The organism is Pseudomonas sp. KCJK9016 (assembly GCF_046231795.1).
GTDB lineage: Bacteria > Pseudomonadota > Gammaproteobacteria > Pseudomonadales > Pseudomonadaceae > Aquipseudomonas > Aquipseudomonas bananamidigenes.
In genome coordinates this window covers 42,227-58,231 of sequence record NZ_JBJJMM010000003.1, presented here as the reverse complement: position 1 = coordinate 58,231, position 16,005 = coordinate 42,227, and the positions used below count along the sequence as shown (strand labels likewise).

The 16,005-nt window shown below is 58.6% G+C and carries 17 protein-coding genes; 7 read left to right on the top strand and 10 right to left on the bottom strand.

Going from position 1 to position 16,005, the window contains the following annotated elements; translation table 11 throughout:
• Nucleotides 1–2 precede the first annotated feature (2 nt).
• Entirely contained in the window at nt 3–1,220 is a 1,218-nt protein-coding gene (locus ACK6BI_RS03390) for an argininosuccinate synthase (protein ID WP_065258625.1), read from the top strand.
• A gap of 160 nt (nt 1,221–1,380) precedes the next feature.
• Here the strand turns inward: ACK6BI_RS03390 and ACK6BI_RS03385 are convergent, their stop codons facing one another.
• Nucleotides 1,381–1,965 carry a hypothetical protein gene (locus tag ACK6BI_RS03385; protein ID WP_409315999.1) on the bottom strand — a complete coding sequence of 195 codons (585 nt, stop codon included), beginning with the start codon at nt 1,963–1,965 and terminating at the stop codon, nt 1,381–1,383.
• 383 nt (nt 1,966–2,348) lie between these two features.
• Between ACK6BI_RS03385 and ACK6BI_RS03380 the strand changes: the two genes are divergently transcribed.
• Nucleotides 2,349–2,975 carry a response regulator transcription factor gene (locus ACK6BI_RS03380; protein WP_065258623.1) on the top strand — a complete coding sequence of 209 codons (627 nt, stop codon included), beginning with the start codon at nt 2,349–2,351 and terminating at the stop codon, nt 2,973–2,975.
• Between the two features lie 88 nt (nt 2,976–3,063).
• Here ACK6BI_RS03380 and ACK6BI_RS03375 read toward each other — a convergent pair whose 3' ends face one another.
• The 8 genes from ACK6BI_RS03375 to metG form a co-directional block, all read right to left on the bottom strand.
• Complete coding sequence (locus ACK6BI_RS03375) at nt 3,064–3,243, bottom strand: PA3496 family putative envelope integrity protein (RefSeq protein ID WP_065258622.1); 180 nt, start codon at nt 3,241–3,243, stop codon at nt 3,064–3,066.
• 107 nt (nt 3,244–3,350) lie between these two features.
• Nucleotides 3,351–3,989 (bottom strand): endonuclease III, encoded by a 639-nt coding sequence (gene nth, locus ACK6BI_RS03370; RefSeq protein WP_409315998.1) that lies wholly within the window; start codon nt 3,987–3,989, stop codon nt 3,351–3,353.
• Nucleotides 3,986–4,564, bottom strand: a complete 579-nt coding sequence (locus tag ACK6BI_RS03365; RefSeq protein ID WP_409315997.1) for an Rnf-Nqr domain containing protein — start codon at nt 4,562–4,564, stop codon at nt 3,986–3,988. Before ACK6BI_RS03365 ends, nth begins: the two co-directional genes overlap by 4 nt.
• Nucleotides 4,561–5,166, bottom strand: a complete 606-nt coding sequence (locus tag ACK6BI_RS03360) for an RnfABCDGE type electron transport complex subunit G (RefSeq protein WP_409315996.1) — start codon at nt 5,164–5,166, stop codon at nt 4,561–4,563. Before ACK6BI_RS03360 ends, ACK6BI_RS03365 begins: the two co-directional genes overlap by 4 nt.
• Entirely contained in the window at nt 5,163–6,146 is a 984-nt protein-coding gene (locus ACK6BI_RS03355) for an RnfABCDGE type electron transport complex subunit D (protein ID WP_409315995.1), read from the bottom strand. Before ACK6BI_RS03355 ends, ACK6BI_RS03360 begins: the two co-directional genes overlap by 4 nt.
• Entirely contained in the window at nt 6,133–7,347 is a 1,215-nt protein-coding gene (gene rsxB / locus ACK6BI_RS03350; protein WP_409315994.1) for an electron transport complex subunit RsxB, read from the bottom strand. Before rsxB ends, ACK6BI_RS03355 begins: the two co-directional genes overlap by 14 nt.
• A complete protein-coding gene (locus ACK6BI_RS03345) occupies nt 7,344–7,913 on the bottom strand; it encodes an electron transport complex protein RnfA (protein WP_409315993.1) in 570 nt (189 codons plus the stop codon). Before ACK6BI_RS03345 ends, rsxB begins: the two co-directional genes overlap by 4 nt.
• 131 nt (nt 7,914–8,044) lie before the next feature.
• Nucleotides 8,045–10,096, bottom strand: coding sequence for a methionine--tRNA ligase (gene metG / locus ACK6BI_RS03340; protein ID WP_409315992.1), 2,052 nt, complete (start codon nt 10,094–10,096; stop codon nt 8,045–8,047).
• A gap of 138 nt (nt 10,097–10,234) precedes the next feature.
• Between metG and apbC the strand changes: the two genes are divergently transcribed.
• Nucleotides 10,235–11,329, top strand: coding sequence for an iron-sulfur cluster carrier protein ApbC (gene apbC / locus ACK6BI_RS03335; RefSeq protein ID WP_409315991.1), 1,095 nt, complete (start codon nt 10,235–10,237; stop codon nt 11,327–11,329).
• 137 nt (nt 11,330–11,466) lie between these two features.
• On the opposite strand, the gene ACK6BI_RS03330 is transcribed toward apbC, so the two are convergent.
• The gene (locus ACK6BI_RS03330; protein WP_409315990.1) at nt 11,467–12,225 is read right to left on the bottom strand and encodes an SDR family oxidoreductase; all 759 of its coding nucleotides are present in this window, start codon (nt 12,223–12,225) and stop codon (nt 11,467–11,469) included.
• Nucleotides 12,226–12,391: 166 nt separating this feature from the next.
• Here ACK6BI_RS03330 and ACK6BI_RS03325 point away from each other — a divergent pair, with 166 nt between their 5' ends.
• The 4 genes from ACK6BI_RS03325 (at nt 12,392) to groL (ending at nt 15,915) form a co-directional block, all read left to right on the top strand.
• A complete protein-coding gene (locus tag ACK6BI_RS03325; RefSeq protein ID WP_409315989.1) occupies nt 12,392–13,123 on the top strand; it encodes a HugZ family protein in 732 nt (243 codons plus the stop codon).
• Between the two features lie 65 nt (nt 13,124–13,188).
• Nucleotides 13,189–13,665, top strand: coding sequence for an FxsA family protein (locus ACK6BI_RS03320; protein WP_409315988.1), 477 nt, complete (start codon nt 13,189–13,191; stop codon nt 13,663–13,665).
• 260 nt (nt 13,666–13,925) lie between these two features.
• Nucleotides 13,926–14,219, top strand: a complete 294-nt coding sequence (locus ACK6BI_RS03315; protein ID WP_011335724.1) for a co-chaperone GroES — start codon at nt 13,926–13,928, stop codon at nt 14,217–14,219.
• A 49-nt stretch (nt 14,220–14,268) separates the two neighbouring features.
• Nucleotides 14,269–15,915, top strand: a complete 1,647-nt coding sequence (groL, locus tag ACK6BI_RS03310) for a chaperonin GroEL (RefSeq protein ID WP_409315987.1) — start codon at nt 14,269–14,271, stop codon at nt 15,913–15,915.
• Nucleotides 15,916–16,005 lie beyond the last annotated feature (90 nt).

Genomic DNA, 16,005 nt, shown 5'->3' with positions numbered 1-16,005 from the left:
GCATGGCGGACGTAAACAAGGTCGTTCTGGCGTATTCGGGCGGCCTGGACACTTCGGTGATCCTGAAGTGGCTGCAGGATACTTATAACTGTGAAGTCGTGACCTTCACCGCTGACCTGGGTCAGGGCGAAGAGGTCGAACCGGCTCGCGCCAAAGCGCAGGCCATGGGCGTCACAGAAATCTACATCGACGACCTGCGCGAAGAATTCGTGCGTGACTTCGTGTTCCCGATGTTCCGCGCCAACACCGTTTACGAAGGTGAGTACCTGCTGGGTACTTCCATTGCACGCCCTCTGATCGCCAAGCGTCTGATCGAAATCGCCAACGAAACCGGCGCTGATGCCATTTCTCACGGCGCCACCGGCAAGGGCAACGACCAGGTGCGTTTCGAACTGGGTGCCTACGCACTCAAGCCTGGCGTGAAAGTGATCGCCCCGTGGCGCGAGTGGGACCTGTTGTCCCGCGAGAAGCTGATGGACTACGCCGAGAAACATGCGATCCCGATCGAGCGTCACGGCAAGAAGAAGTCCCCGTACTCGATGGATGCCAACCTGCTGCACATTTCCTATGAAGGCGGCGTGCTGGAGGATACCTGGACCGAGCACGAAGAAGACATGTGGCGCTGGACCGTCTCTCCGGAAAACGCACCTGACAAGCCGCAATACCTGGAACTGACCTACCGCAACGGCGACATCGTTGCACTGGACGGCGTCGAAATGTCTCCGGCCACTGTGCTTGCAACGCTGAACAGGATCGGCGGAGCCCATGGCATCGGTCGTCTCGACATCGTTGAAAACCGTTATGTCGGCATGAAATCCCGTGGCTGCTATGAAACTCCGGGTGGCACCATCATGCTACGGGCTCACCGCGCCATCGAATCGATCACCCTGGACCGGGAAGTCGCGCATCTCAAGGACGAACTGATGGCGAAGTACGCCAGCCTGATCTACACCGGCTACTGGTGGAGCCCGGAGCGCCTGATGTTGCAACAGATGATCGACGCTTCTCAGGTCAATGTGAACGGCGTTGTACGCCTGAAACTCTACAAGGGCAATGTGATCGTGACTGGCCGCAAGTCGGACGATTCACTGTTCGATGCCAACATTGCGACTTTCGAAGAAGACGGCGGCGCTTATAACCAGGCCGACGCGGCGGGCTTCATCAAGCTCAACGCGCTGCGCATGCGCATTGCTGCCAACAAGGGGCGCAAGCTGTTCTGAGGTCCTGGGGACCGATGTGAAATGGCGGCCTTGTCGTTATGACAAGGCCGTCATGCTGTAAACCCTCCTGTCTACCTGATCGATGTCGGTCAGCGTTCCTGCTTCCATTCACTGTGTTTCGCATGTTGTACAAAAGTACAGTGTGTATCTATTGATCAATTCATATTTTCCCCGATGCGGTAATGCGCAGTGAGTGAGCGTCGTAAATTATCCAGTAGGTAGTTCCCACCGGCTTTTTATCCTGTTTAAGCGATTTCAGTATGGCTTCTTCAGGTGAGGGTTCTGGCTTGCCATGGGTTAATACAAGGATTATTCCAGGCAAGTGCCTGGCGGACTTCTGGATTTGTTTGAGTAGCAGATGTGCTGTTAAATCGATATTCGCTTCGCGAACATCAATGATGCATAGGGTGCTCAAAGGTTTCGGGAATTTTAAAATAGGTATCTTGAGTGTTTCCGGGTTCGATGATTCCTTGGGTGAAGGTGGCGATGTTTCTTCAAATGCCTTCAGGAAGTTTTTGTCGCTATTGAAGTCGAAAGGCGCATAAAGAGATCGGTAGTTGAAGTTCAGGGTTATGAAGAAAAGAAATAACAGATAGAACGGGAAGCAGATCAGGAACCAGATGTAAATTTCCCGTTCGTCATTGTCAAGGAAGGGCAGGGATACCGCTGCGGATGTTTCTGAGATGAAGGCGAATACGGCAATTATATTGATCGGATTGGCTGATTTTCTGTTGATCTTTAACATGTTTCTTACTCATGACTATGGTCTTTCTCGTGAGGTTGTTGGGTTTTATTGGGCGAGGGAATGATTTCAATTCTTGTTGTTTGGTATTTACATTAAAAATAATCGGATCGATATCGGTATGTTGTTTCCTTTCTTTTTCATGTGGAAGATTTTTCGCAGGTGTCACTGTTCGGCTTTTCGCTACTGGATGTCTGGTTTTGAATGATTCACGTGGGCTGAGCTGTCGTCTCTATACTCATGGGAGATTTTTGTAGGATAAATCTCTATTGCCTGTAAGAGTCGTCTTTCGCTGCCAGTAGAAGTGAACTTCACTATGCCAAGGGTGAAATGACTACGTTATTGTGCCGGTTCTAAAAAATCGAACAGCGAAACTGGACTTGCCCATGAATAAAGTGCTGATCGTGGATGATCATCCCGTCATTCGCCTTGCTGTGCGTATGCTGATGGAGCGTCATGGCTACGAAGTCATTGCAGAAACGGACAACGGAGTGGATGCATTGCAACTGGCCCGCGACCAGATGCCTGATATTGTCATTCTGGATATCGGCATACCCAAGCTTGATGGACTGGAAGTCATTGCGCGCCTGACGACAAGTGCATTGCCCATGAAAGTGCTGGTACTGACATCCCAGGCACCCGGTCATTTTTCAATGCGTTGCATGCAGTCAGGGGCGGCAGGCTATGTATGCAAGCAACAGGATCTGACCGAGCTGCTCAGTGCCATAAAAGCTGTTTTGTCCGGATACAGCTATTTTCCGAATCAGGCCTTGCACACCGTGCGTACCAGTCTGGGAAATGCCAGTGAAGCAGACATGGTTGATCGTCTGTCCGGGCGAGAAATGATGGTGTTGCAGCAATTGGCGCGGGGCAGAACCAACAAGGAAATCGCCGATGGCATGTTTCTCAGCAACAAGACAGTCAGTACCTACAAGACTCGTTTGCTGTTGAAACTCAATGCGCGCTCACTGGTGGATCTGATCGAGCTGGCGCAGCGTAATGGGCTGGTCTGATGGTTCCAGCCGTCGATGGATCTTGGGCGGATCGGTATCGACTTGCGGCAGAATGTAAAAAGCCTCCGTTGCGGGAGGCTTTCAAAAGTCACAGATCAAAATCGTAATCCGCCAATTGCTTCTGCAGTCGGCGCTCCTCGAGCAGGTTATCGATGGTCCGGCGCTTGCTGAGGTTGGTCTTGGCGACTTCGACTACGGGCTCGGCGTCGTCGGTATCGGCAGCGGCGAAATCGTCATCTACGTCCAGTTGTTCTTTGCTGTCAGTCATACGGTTAGCTCCAGGCTGAGACTGCCTTTGGCGCTCCTTATATCGATATTCCTGCTACGGGTAAAAAAGATTTTTTCAATCGACGAATCAAGAAACCCAATAGCCAATCAATCGTCAGAGGTTTTGTGTTTGTACTCGCACAAATCCTCGATCCGGCAACTGCCACAACGCGGCTTGCGTGCCAGGCAAACATAGCGCCCGTGCAGAATCAGCCAGTGGTGAGAGTCCAGCAGGTAGTCTTTTGGCACAAACTTCATCAGCTTCTTTTCGACCTCGACCACATTTTTGCCAGGGGCAATACCGGTACGGTTGCAGACCCGGAAAATGTGTGTGTCCACCGCCATTGTCAGTTGACGAAAAGCAGTGTTTAGCACGACGTTGGCGGTTTTGCGGCCAACGCCGGGCAGGGCTTCGAGTGCTTCGCGTGTCTGCGGGACCTGGCTGTCATGCTTTTCCACCAGCAGGCGGCAGGTCTCGATGACGTTTTTGGCCTTGCTGTTATAGAGGCCGATCGTCTTGATGTACTCGGACAGGCCTTCGACGCCCAGGGCATGAATGGCCGCTGGCGTATTGGCTACCGGAAACAGCTTCGCAGTGGCCTTGTTTACCCCGACGTCAGTGGACTGTGCGGACAGGATCACTGCAATCAACAGTTCAAAGGGCGAAGAGTAGGCCAGTTCGGTCTTGGGCTCGGGATTGTCCTCGTGAAACCTGCGGAAGATCTCCAGACGTTTGGCGGCATTCATGGGTGATGCTTTTCCTTGGGTGGAGCGGGGCGGGTCCAGGCCTGGCGGGCCGCCAGCAATAACCCCAGCAGAATAAAGGCGCCGGGTGCCAGCGTCGCGAAATGCAGGCCGTCGGCAAACAGGATCAAACCTTGCCAGCGCTCAGAAAGGTGATGGCCGATGCTGCCCTGACCGATCAGTTCACGCAACACGCCCAGCACTGTCATCAGCGCGGCAAACAGCCCGCACAGTCTCAGTTTTCCATTGATCGGCAGGCGAAAGAATCCATTGTGTTCCAGTACGACGCATTGCAGGCCGATCAACCCCGAGTAAAGGCCGATCAATTGATGCCACTGCAAAGAGGCGCTTTGCAGGAGAATCTCGGCGCAGCTGGCCAGGGTCGCAGCCAGCACCAGGCTGACGGGCAACAAGCTCTCGCCGCTCAAGCGCGAACGCAGTGCTGTCATACACAAGCCGTACGCGCCCACTACGACAGCGAACAGCAACAGAGTCGCCAGCGTGCCGGCCACGGAGTCGGTAGCACCGATCAACAGCACCAGCATCATTGAGTTCGACAGGGTCGTTGACGTGTTCATGGCGCGCTCCCCAGCAGAGCCATCCGGTGATCATCAAAGTAGCGCAAGGCATCGTGGATGGCGTTGATGGTCGCGCGGGAGGTAACGGTTGCGCCCGCGATCTGGTCGAATTGCCCCTGATCCTTTTTCAAGGCCCATCCGGCATCCGTCGGCTGGTTGATCGATTTACCTATAAACGTCTGAAGCCATGGGTTCGGCCAATCGCCGATATGCCCGCCAAGCGCGGGTGTTTCGGTTTGCTCGAGGGTTTTTACCCCGAGCAGTCGGCCATTGGCATCGATGGCAATCAGCAACTCGATGCGGCCCGCGTAGCCCTCGGTCTGGCTGCGCAGCAGCACTGCCACAGGCTGCCCGGCGCTGGTCGCGCGATAACCGTCCAGCAGCAGGCTGTGGCTCAGGTCAGTGTCGGTCAGCGTCAGGGGGTGTTCCAAAGGCTGGTTGTCGTACGCTTCGACCGGAAGTACGTCCAGCAGTTTGCGATTTTCGAGCTGGTGCTGTTCGGCGGCGATGTGTGGCGCATTGCTGTGTTGCACAACACAGGTCACGCCGACGCCTGTCACGGCCAGTAGCGCCAGAGTGATCAGGCTGTCAGTGCGGTTCATGGCGTCACCTGTGTCTGACGGTCATTGGCAAAGCGTTCCAGCGCCGGCACGCACAGGTTCATCAGCAGTACTGCGAATGCCACGCCGTCCGGATAACCGCCCCAGGTGCGAATCAGATAAGTCAGCAGGCCGACCCCTCCACCGAACAGCAAGCGGGCAAGTGGGCTTTTGGGCCCCGACACCGGCTCCGTGACGATGAAGAATGCCCCCAGCATGGTCGCCCCGCTCAGCAGATGAAGCAGCGGCGACCCATGGGAGTCCGACCCCGAGCCGTTCCAGCACAGCAGGCTGATAATGAACAGGCTGGCGAGCATACCGACCGGCGCCTGCCAGCCGAACACCCGACGCTGCAGCAGGAACAGCCCGCCGGCGAGAAACGCCAGATTCACCCATTCCGCACCATGGCCGCCCAAACGGCCAAACGCCGGGTGGCTGGCAAACAATTCATCGATGGTCAGGCTTTTATTGATGCGCAGACTGTCCAGTGCAGTGGCCTGAACCCAGGCATCCGGCGCCACGCCCAGGTTGAACACCTGGCTGAAAGCTGCCGTCAGATCCATGCCATGGGCCGGCCAATGAGTCATCGGTTGCGGAAACATCACAATAACCAGAGCAAAACCGAGCATGGCCGGATTGAAAGGATTTCTGCCCACGCCACCGTACAAATGCTTGCCCAGCAGCAAGCCTGAGGCAATCGCCGTGACCGTCAGCCACCATGGGCAGTAAGGCGGCAGGGCGATGGCCAGCAGCGTGGCGCTGACCACCGCGCTGCCATCGGTCAAAGTGGTTCGCAGCGGCTGCCGGCGAAGACAGGTCACGGCGGCTTCGACGCTCAAGGCTGTGGCGACGGACAGGATCAGGTTGATCAACACGCCCCAGCCGTAGAACCAGAACAACGCCAACAGCCCCGGCAATGTCGCCAGTAAAACCAGCTTCATTGCCTGTTGCAGGCGCTCGTCCCGGTTTTCAGTGGAGGACATGGGCTTGTACCTGCCGTTCGGCCTCTTGCAGGCGGGTACGGGCCTTGTCGAGGACTTCGGCTGGCGTGCCGTCGCGTCGTTGCAGCTTATTCAGATCCGCGCGGGCGTAAGCCAGTTCGGTTTTCAACTGGCGAAGTTGATTATCGATAGGGCGTTTCTCGACACGCACAAGCTCGGGAACCGGTTGATCGCTGGCGACTTCGGCGCTGTGCAGCGCCTGTTCGGCGTCACGCAGGGCTTGTTCGAGTGCGGCAATCTGCTCTGGTGAGGCTTCTGCGGTCTGCGCCTTTTTCAGCTCGGCACGGCGCATCGCCAACTGGATTTTCGCTCGCTTGAGGTCGGCGTCCTTTGCCGGCGCCGCCTCGGTCGGTGTCGGAGCGGTCTGGCTTTCCAGTTTCGCCAGGGCCTGTTCGGCGGCTTCGAACTGCTGTTGCAGCACGATCAATTGCGACTGCTGTTCGAAGGTCGGCGGGTGGCCGAAGGCTTTCAGCGATTTGTGCAACTGGGCGCGGCTCATCGCCACGTCGATCCTGGCCTTTTTCAGCGCGGCGTCGGTGGTCGCGGCTTTCTGCGCTCGCACCCGTTCCAGCGCTGCCTGCACCGGATCGAGCGTGTCGGCTGCGACTTTAACCTGAGCCGCACGTTGTGCGCGGGCGTCGCGTTCAGCCTGCTTCTGCTGTTCTTCTCTTTGCAGCCGGGCGTTACGTCGTTTGAAACGTTGCCTGGCGTGATTGCGTTTTTCGGTGCGTGCCTGTTGTTCTTCGGGGGTGTTGGCCAGACCGCCCACCACTGGCAGCGTTCCGAGCGGCAGCGGGTGCATCTCGATGCAATCGACCGGGCAGGGCGCCACGCACAGATCGCAGCCGGTGCACTCGTCGATGATCACCGTGTGCATCAGTTTCGCCGCGCCGACGATGGCATCGATCGGGCAGGCCTGTATGCATTTGGTGCAGCCGATGCATTCGGCCTCGCGGATGAACGCCACTTGCGGCGGCGCCGAACCACGACTGACGTCCAGCTCCAGTACCGGGATTTTCAGCAGCTGTGCCAGGGCTTCGATGGTTTCATCGCCACCGGGGGGGCACTTGTTGATCGGCTCGCCGCCGGCGATGCCTTCAGCGTAGGGTTTGCATCCGGGATGGCCGCACTTGCCGCATTGGGTCTGCGGCAGCAGGGCATCGATGCGTTGAATCAGACTCATGTTTTGATCAGTCCACTGAATCCGAGAAAAGCCACAGCCATCAGTCCGGCGCCGATCAACTGGATCGGCAGGCCACGAAAGGGCAGGGGAATATCGTTGTTGGCCATGCGTTCGCGCAAATCGGTGAACAGGCTCAGCACTAGCCAGAACCCGAGGCCGGCCCCTGCGCTCAGCGCTGTCGCATGAAACAGGCCTTTATCCGCTTGCGCGTTGATCAGCGTCAGCCCCAGCACACCGGCATTGCCCAGCAGCAGCGGCCACAGACCGTCGAATCGCAGAGCGGGTCGCCAACTCGCCAGCAGCTTCAGCAATGGCGCGATCAGCAGGACGCTCAACGGCAGGAGCACGAACAGCCGCAGGAATTCCAGTTGCAGCGGCACCAACAGCCAATGCCGGATTGCGTAACCCGCCACGCCGACAATCAGCATCAGACACGACGTTGCCAGGCCCAGTGCATGCGCCTGGCGGCGCTCGCCAGCCAACAGCGGATCGAAACCCAGCGGCCAGTGCAACACGAAGTTGTTGATCAGCGCAGCACTGAAGAGCGTAAGCACGAATTCGGTCATGGTTCTGCCGGTGAGAGCGGGCGGGTGTCACTTAAGATTAGGCATTATCCGGCCTTCCTGGAGGGCGGGCCAGATATGAAAAATCCCACAGGCGCACGGGGCACGCCGGTGGGATCGATCAGTGCAGAACCTTACTTGATGCGCTGACCTGGCTTGGCGCCGCTGTCCGGGCTCAGCAGGTAGATTTCTTCACCGCCAGGGCCGGCCGCCATCACCATGCCTTCGGAGATGCCGAACTTCATTTTCCGTGGCTTGAGGTTGGCGATCATCATGGTCAGGCGACCGTCGAGTTTTGACGGGTCCGGGTAGGCGCTCTTGATCCCGGAGAACACGTTGCGTTGTTCGCCACCGAGGTCCAGGGTCAGACGCAGCAGCTTGTCCGCGCCTTCAACGTGTTCGGCCTTGACGATCAGCGCCACGCGCAGGTCGACGGCGGCGAAGGTGTCGAAGTCGATTTCCGGCGACAGCGGATCCCTGGCCAGTTCGCCATTGCCGGCAGGCGCGGCGGCGCCGGTGTCGGTCTGGCTGGCGGTCAGGTCTTCTTTCGAGGCGTCGGTCATGGCTTGCACTTTTACCGGGTCGATGCGGGTCATCAACGGTTTGAATTCGTTCAGCTGGTGGTTGGCCAGCAGGGTGGTGTGGTCGTTCCAGGTCAGCGGGGCAACGTTGAGGAACGCCTCGGCATCGGCGGCCAGCACCGGCAGCACCGGCTTGAGGAAGATCACCAGCTGGCGGAACAGGTTGATCGCCGTGGCGCAGACCGCCTGGACTTCATCCTGCTTGCCTTCCTGCTTGTTCAGCGACCACGGTGCCTTGTCGGCGATCCAGGCGTTGGCGCGGTCGGCCAGGGCCATGGTTTCGCGCATGGCACGGGCAAAATCGCGGGCTTCATAAGCGTCGGCGATGCTCGGCGCGGCAGCCAGGAAGGCTTCGGTCAGTTCCGGTGCGGCGTTGGTGTCAACCAGCAGGCCGGCATTGCCCTTCTGGATGAAACCGGCGCAACGGCTGGCGATGTTGACGACTTTGCCGACCAGGTCGGAGTTGACCTTCTGCACGAAGTCTTCGAGGTTCAGGTCGAGGTCGTCCACGCCACGGCCGAGTTTGGCCGCGTAGTAGTAGCGCAGGTATTCCGGCGACAGGTGATCCAGATAGGTGCGGGCCTTGATGAAGGTGCCGCGGGACTTGGACATCTTCTGACCGTTGACGGTCAGGTAGCCGTGCACGTTGATCCCGGTCGGCTTGCGGAAACCCGCGCCTTCGAGCATCGCCGGCCAGAACAGGGCGTGGAAGTTGACGATGTCCTTGCCGATGAAGTGGTACAGCTCGGCGGTGGAGTCCTTGCCCCAGAACGCATCGAAGTCCAGCCCCGGCGTGCGGTTGCACAGGTTCTTGAAGCTGGCCATGTAGCCGATCGGCGCGTCCAGCCACACGTAGAAATACTTGCCCGGCTCGCCCGGGATCTCGAAGCCGAAGTACGGTGCATCGCGGGAGATGTCCCACTGTTGCAGGCCGGCGTCCAGCCACTCGGCGATCTTGTTGGCCACGGCATCCTGCAGCGTGCCGCTGCGGGTCCAGGTCTGCAACATCTGCTGGAAGTCCGGCAGCTTGAAGAAGAAGTGCTGGGAATCCTTCAGTACCGGGGTGGCGCCGGAGATGGCCGACTTCGGATCCTTCAGATCGGTCGGGGCATAGGTCGCGCCGCATTTTTCGCAGTTGTCGCCGTACTGGTCTTCGGTGCCGCATTTAGGGCAGGTGCCCTTGATGAAACGGTCGGCCAGGAACATTTTCTTTTCCGGGTCGAAATACTGGGTGATCGAGCGCTGGGCGATGTGCCCGGCATCACGCAGCTTCAGATAGATCTGGCTCGACAGCTCACGGTTTTCTTCGGCGTGAGTGGAGTGGAAGTTGTCGAAATCCACCAGAAAGTCGGCAAAGTCGGCGCTGTGTTCGGCCTGGACGTTGGCGATCAATTGTTCCGGGGTAATGCCTTCCTTTTCCGCGCGCAGCATGATCGCCGAGCCGTGGGCGTCGTCGGCGCAGACATAAATGCACTGATTGCCGCGATGTTTCTGGAAGCGCACCCACATGTCGGTCTGAATGTACTCCAGCATGTGGCCAAGGTGGATCGAACCGTTGGCATAGGGCAGGGCGCTGGTGACGAGAATCTTGCGTGGTTCGGACATGTGGGGCTTCGCTACTTGATGAAACGGAGGTCGGCCACTATAAAACGCCCGAGCATATTTTTCACCCTGTGAGCGCGTTATCGGGTTTGTGTCGTAGGATACCCGCCATCTTTTCCAGTCTTGTTATCGGAGTTGCCCATGAGCGCCGTCACTCGCGCAGCGGTGGAAGCCGTCCTCAGCCAATACACCGACCCTTACCTGAACCAGGATCCGGTCAGCGCCGGTTGCGTGCGCAGCATCGACATCGCCGGTGACCGCGTCAGCGTGCAGCTGGAAATCGGCTATGCCGCCGGTCTGTTCAAGAGCGGCTGGGCGCAACTGCTGCAACTGGCCATCGAAAACCTCGACGGTGTCGTGACAGCCAGGGTCGAGGTCAACAGCGTGATCGCCGCGCACAAGGCCCAGGCGCAGATTCCGGGGTTGGCCAACGTCAAGAACGTGGTTGCGGTGGCGTCGGGCAAGGGCGGTGTGGGCAAGTCCACCACCGCCGCCAACCTGGCGCTGGCGCTGGCCCGCGAAGGCGCGAAGGTCGGGATTCTCGACGCCGATATCTACGGCCCGAGCCAAGGGATCATGTTCGGCATTGCCGAGGGCACCCGCCCGCAGGTCAAGGATCAGAAGTGGTTCGTGCCGCTGCAGGCCCATGGCGTGGAAGTGATGTCGATGGCCTTCCTGACCGACGACAACACACCGATGGTCTGGCGCGGACCGATGGTGTCCGGTGCACTGTTGCAACTGGTCACGCAAACTGCCTGGGGCGATCTGGATTACCTGGTGATCGACATGCCGCCAGGCACCGGCGACATCCAGCTGACCCTGGCGCAGAAAGTCCCGGTGGCCGGCGCCGTGATCGTCACCACGCCGCAGGATCTGGCGCTGCTCGATGCGCGTAAAGGCGTGGAGATGTTCCGCAAGGTAAACATTCCGGTGCTGGGCGTGGTGGAAAACATGGCCGTGCATATCTGCTCGAACTGCGGTCATGCCGAGCACCTGTTCGGTGAGGGCGGTGGCGAGAAACTGGCGACCCGGTACGGCGTCGAACTGCTGGCTTCGCTGCCGCTGTCGATGTTGATCCGCGAGCAGGCCGATGGTGGCAAGCCGACGGTGATTGCCGAGCCGGACAGCCAGATCGCCATGGTCTATCAGGAACTGGCCCGCCACGTCGGTGCGCGGATCGTGTTGCAGGAAGCGGCGTCGCCGGCGATGCCGAACATCACCATCAGCGACGATTAAAACGTATCGGTAAGACGCAGGACAAAACTGTGGGAGCGGGCTTGCTCGCGAATGCGGTGGATCAGACAACTGATGGGTTGAATGACACTCTGCGTTCGCGAGCAGGCTCGCTCCCACATTGGGTTTTGTGTTGTCGGCTAGATGCGCAACCCGCCATCCATTTCCAGGATCCGGCCGGTGTAGTACTCGTTCTCGAAGATGTACGCCGCCGAATGGGCGATCTCTTCCGGCTTGCCCATGCGCTTGAGCGGAATGCCCGACGTCATTTTCTCTAGCGCTTCGGGTTTCATGCCCAGAGTCATCTCGGTCTCGATAAAACCCGGTGCGATGCCGGCCACGCGAATGCCGTAACGCGCCAGCTCCTTGGCCCAGGTCACGGTCGCCGCAGCGACACCGGCCTTGGCGGCGGAGTAGTTGGTCTGGCCGACGTTGCCCGCACGGGAGATCGATGAGATGTTGATGATCGCGCCGCTGTTCTTCAGCTCGACCATTTTGGCTGCGACTTCACGGGTGCAGAGGAACACGCCGGTCAAATTGACGTCGATCACTGCCTGCCACTGGGCCAGGCCCATCTTGGTCATTTCGCCGTCCTTGACCTTGAGCAGCAGACCGTCACGCAGGATCCCCGCGTTGTTGATCAGGCCGTGGATCGCGCCGAAGTCTTCGGCGACCTGGGCGACCATGTGCGTCACCTGCTCTTCATTGGCAACGTTGCACAGGTAGCTGCGGGCTTCGACACCCTTGGCCTTGCAGGCCGCGACCGCGTCATCGAGCTTTTCCTGGTTCAGGTCGACCAGTGCCAGCTTCGCGCCCTTGCCTGCGAAATACTCGGCCATCGAGCGGCCCAGGCCTTGGCAACCGCCAGTGATAATGATTACTTTGTCGTTGAGTTGCATTCGCATGCCCCCGAGAGCAGGTCAGAGTGGTGTTGCTTGCAGGGCGTCTCCCGATCTGCACCGGCTTTGGGCAGGTTGCACATGAGAATTGCCCGATGGTGTAAACGGGACTTGATCCCGAGCGCCCGTCCGTTTTTATGACGGACTTTATTTAAGGAGTCATAAATTGAGCGTTGAAGCGGCCAAGAATGCCCGAGAATTGCTTCTCAAGGAATACCGTGGCGTATTGTCGACCCACTCCAAATCAATGCCCGGTTTTCCGTTCGGCTCCGTGGTTCCCTACTGCCTGGACGAGCAGGGCCGGCCGTTGATCCTGATCAGCCGCATCGCCCAGCACACCCATAACCTTCAGAAAGACCCGAAGTGTTCGCTGCTGGTGGGGGAGCGCGACGCCGATGATGTGCAGGCCGTTGGCCGCCTGACCTATCTGGCGGAAGCGGAAAAGCTCGAAGACGCTGCGGCCATCGAAGCGGCTGCCGAGCGTTACTACCGCTATTTCCCCGAATCGCAGAATTACCACAAGGCCCACGATTTCGATTTCTGGGTGCTCAAGCCTGTGCGTCATCGCTACATCGGCGGTTTCGGTGCGATTCACTGGGTCGATCACCTGACCCTAGCCAACCCGTTCGCCGGCAAGGCCGAGATCAGCATGGTCGAACACATGAACAGCGATCATGCCAAGGCCATCGCGCATTACGTCGATCTCGCCGGGCTGCCGAAAACCGTCCCGGCACAAATGGCCGGGATCGACACCGAAGGCATGCACCTGCGCATCGGTCAGGCGCTGTACTGGCTGCCGTTTCAAGCACCTTGTCATACGCCGATACAAGTGCGCGAGGCCTTGGTTTCTCTGGCTCACGCCGAGGTCTGGCCAAAAAATGCGGTGGCCGACGCTTGAATTCACGAAAGGGCGACGTCATCTAAGGCTTACTGCAAGGCATTTCTTGCGTTGAGGAAATTTTGATGCGCCCTTTCTTGTTGCTCTTTCTACTGTTCCCGGTGCTGGAGCTGTTCGTATTCGTCAAAGTGGCAGGATCGATCGGATTTTTCCCGGCCCTGCTGCTGATCATTCTCGGCTCGATGTTCGGCGTGTTCGTGCTGCGCATCGCCGGCCTGGCCACAGCCCTTCGTGCCCGTGAAAGCCTGAACCGCGGCGAACTGCCTGCGCAGACCATGCTCGAAGGCCTGATGCTGGCCCTGGCCGGTGGCCTGTTGATCCTGCCGGGCTTCATCAGTGATGTGGTCGGTCTTGTGTTGCTGTTGCCGTTCAGCCGTCGTCTGTTCGCCAGCAAAATGCGTCAGCGCGCCGAAGAGCAGGCCATGCGTCAGCGTGCGTTCGCCGATGACCTGCAACCTCGCGGCGGTCCTGCACCGCGTCAGCCTCTGGGCCGCGAAGGCGATGTGATCGAAGGCGAATTCGAACACCGCGACAGCAAATGACTTCTGCACTCACACGGCACCTTCGGGTGCCGTGTTCGTTTGTGTGGTTAATCATGAAGCTCACCGCAAAAAAAATTTAGCCCCCACCCTTGTAATAAGCATAGGCGCCCCTATGTATCGGTCACCGAAAGGTTTCCGGTTATCTGAACCGGACAGACTTCCGCGGTTCGCTCGACGAACCGCAACCGGCGCAGGCCGGATTCGTTAAACCCGCCGGGACTACACCGGCCGATGAAAACCACAATTAGGAGAGATCGACAATGAAGCTTCGTCCTCTGCATGACCGCGTCGTCATCCGTCGCAGCGAAGAAGAAAAGAAAACCGCTGGCGGTATCGTCCTGCCAGGTTCGGCTGCCGAGAAAGCCAACCACGGTGAGATTCTGGCTGTAGGCCCGGGCAAGGCACTGGAAAGCGGTGAAGTGCGAGCACTGTCGGTAAAAGTAGGCGACAAGGTTGTGTTCGGTCCGTACTCCGGCAGCAACACTGTGAAAGTCGACGGCGAAGACCTGCTGGTAATGAGCGAGAACGAAATCCTCGCTGTTATCGAAGGCTGATTACCCGCTCATTTTCCCGCTACTACAAAGTATTTAAGGAATATCGATCATGGCTGCTAAAGAAGTTAAATTCGGCGATTCCGCTCGCAAGAAAATGCTGGTTGGCGTAAACGTCCTGGCTGACGCGGTAAAAGCGACCCTGGGCCCGAAAGGCCGTAACGTGATCCTCGAGAAGAGCTTCGGCGCTCCGACCATCACCAAGGACGGCGTTTCCGTTGCCAAGGAAATCGAGCTGGAAGACCGTTTCGAAAACATGGGCGCGCAGCTGGTCAAAGACGTTGCCTCCCGTGCCAACGATGACGCCGGTGACGGTACTACCACCGCTACCGTGCTGGCTCAGTCGATCGTCAACGAAGGCCTGAAAGCCGTCGCTGCCGGCATGAACCCGATGGACCTGAAACGCGGTATCGACAAAGCGACCATCGCGATCGTCAAAGAGCTGAAAGCCCTGTCCAAGCCATGCGCCGACACCAAGGCCATCGCTCAGGTCGGCACCATCTCCGCCAACTCCGACAACTCCATCGGCGACATCATTGCCGAAGCCATGGAAAAAGTCGGTAAAGAAGGCGTGATCACCGTTGAAGAAGGCTCGGGCCTGGAAAACGAACTGTCGGTTGTAGAAGGCATGCAGTTCGACCGTGGCTACCTGTCCCCGTACTTCGTCAACAAGCCGGACACCATGGTTGCCGAGCTGGAAGGCGCGCTGATCCTGCTGGTCGACAAGAAGATCTCGAACATCCGCGAAATGCTGCCAGTACTGGAAGCTGTTGCCAAAGCCGGCCGTCCGCTGCTGATCGTTGCCGAAGACGTTGAAGGCGAAGCCCTGGCGACGCTGGTCGTGAACAACATGCGTGGCATCGTTAAAGTCGCAGCCGTCAAGGCGCCAGGCTTCGGCGACCGTCGCAAGGCCATGCTGCAGGACATCGCCGTTCTGACTGGCGGTACCGTGATCTCCGAAGAGATCGGCCTGAGCCTGGAAAGCACCACCCTGGAACACCTGGGCAGCGCCAAGCGTGTGACCTTGTCCAAGGAAAACACCATCATCGTTGACGGTGCTGGCGTTCAGAGCGACATCGAAGCCCGTATCGCCCAGATCCGTGCCCAGGTGGCCGAGACTTCCTCGGACTACGACCGTGAAAAACTGCAGGAGCGTCTGGCCAAGCTGTCCGGCGGCGTTGCAGTGATCAAGGTTGGCGCTGGTTCCGAAGTAGAAATGAAAGAGAAGAAAGCCCGCGTTGAAGACGCCCTGCACGCTACCCGTGCAGCCGTTGAAGAAGGCGTGGTGCCTGGCGGCGGCGTTGCGCTGATCCGCGCTCTGCAAGCCATCAGCGAACTGAAAGGCGACAACGCCGATCAGGACGTCGGTATCGCGGTGCTGCGTCGTGCCGTTGAAGCACCGCTGCGTCAGATCTCCGCCAACAGCGGTGACGAGCCTAGCGTTGTGGTCAACGAAGTGAAGAACGGCAAAGGTAACTTCGGTTACAACGCAGCTTCCGGCGAATACGGCGACATGATCGAAATGGGTATCCTGGACCCAACCAAGGTCACCCGTTCGGCTCTGCAAGCTGCAGCTTCCATCGGCGGTCTGATCCTGACCACCGAAGCGGCTGTTGCCGAAGCACCGAAGAAAGATGCACCTGTGGGCGGCGGCATGCCGGACATGGGCGGCATGGGTGGCATGGGCGGCATGATGTAAGTCAGCCTCACCCCGAAACGAAAAACCCCGCCTGCGATGAGCAGGCGGGGTTTTTTATTGCCCGTCAAAAAGCCTCGGGATCATCGGCCC

What these genes read in the sequence shown, in the direction of transcription:
- ACK6BI_RS03390 (WP_065258625.1), top strand. Translation starts at nt 3, where the DNA reads ATGGCGGACGTAAACAAGGTCGTTCTGGCGTATTCGGGCGGCCTGGAC.
- ACK6BI_RS03385 (WP_409315999.1), bottom strand. Translation starts at nt 1,965, where the DNA reads ATGTTAAAGATCAACAGAAAATCAGCCAATCCGATCAATATAATTGCC.
- ACK6BI_RS03380 (WP_065258623.1), top strand. Translation starts at nt 2,349, where the DNA reads ATGAATAAAGTGCTGATCGTGGATGATCATCCCGTCATTCGCCTTGCT.
- ACK6BI_RS03375 (WP_065258622.1), bottom strand. Translation starts at nt 3,243, where the DNA reads ATGACTGACAGCAAAGAACAACTGGACGTAGATGACGATTTCGCCGCT.
- nth (WP_409315998.1), bottom strand. Translation starts at nt 3,989, where the DNA reads ATGAATGCCGCCAAACGTCTGGAGATCTTCCGCAGGTTTCACGAGGAC.
- ACK6BI_RS03365 (WP_409315997.1), bottom strand. Translation starts at nt 4,564, where the DNA reads ATGAACACGTCAACGACCCTGTCGAACTCAATGATGCTGGTGCTGTTG.
- ACK6BI_RS03360 (WP_409315996.1), bottom strand. Translation starts at nt 5,166, where the DNA reads ATGAACCGCACTGACAGCCTGATCACTCTGGCGCTACTGGCCGTGACA.
- ACK6BI_RS03355 (WP_409315995.1), bottom strand. Translation starts at nt 6,146, where the DNA reads ATGTCCTCCACTGAAAACCGGGACGAGCGCCTGCAACAGGCAATGAAG.
- rsxB (WP_409315994.1), bottom strand. Translation starts at nt 7,347, where the DNA reads ATGAGTCTGATTCAACGCATCGATGCCCTGCTGCCGCAGACCCAATGC.
- ACK6BI_RS03345 (WP_409315993.1), bottom strand. Translation starts at nt 7,913, where the DNA reads ATGACCGAATTCGTGCTTACGCTCTTCAGTGCTGCGCTGATCAACAAC.
- metG (WP_409315992.1), bottom strand. Translation starts at nt 10,096, where the DNA reads ATGTCCGAACCACGCAAGATTCTCGTCACCAGCGCCCTGCCCTATGCC.
- apbC (WP_409315991.1), top strand. Translation starts at nt 10,235, where the DNA reads ATGAGCGCCGTCACTCGCGCAGCGGTGGAAGCCGTCCTCAGCCAATAC.
- ACK6BI_RS03330 (WP_409315990.1), bottom strand. Translation starts at nt 12,225, where the DNA reads ATGCAACTCAACGACAAAGTAATCATTATCACTGGCGGTTGCCAAGGC.
- ACK6BI_RS03320 (WP_409315988.1), top strand. Translation starts at nt 13,189, where the DNA reads ATGCGCCCTTTCTTGTTGCTCTTTCTACTGTTCCCGGTGCTGGAGCTG.
- ACK6BI_RS03315 (WP_011335724.1), top strand. Translation starts at nt 13,926, where the DNA reads ATGAAGCTTCGTCCTCTGCATGACCGCGTCGTCATCCGTCGCAGCGAA.
- groL (WP_409315987.1), top strand. Translation starts at nt 14,269, where the DNA reads ATGGCTGCTAAAGAAGTTAAATTCGGCGATTCCGCTCGCAAGAAAATG.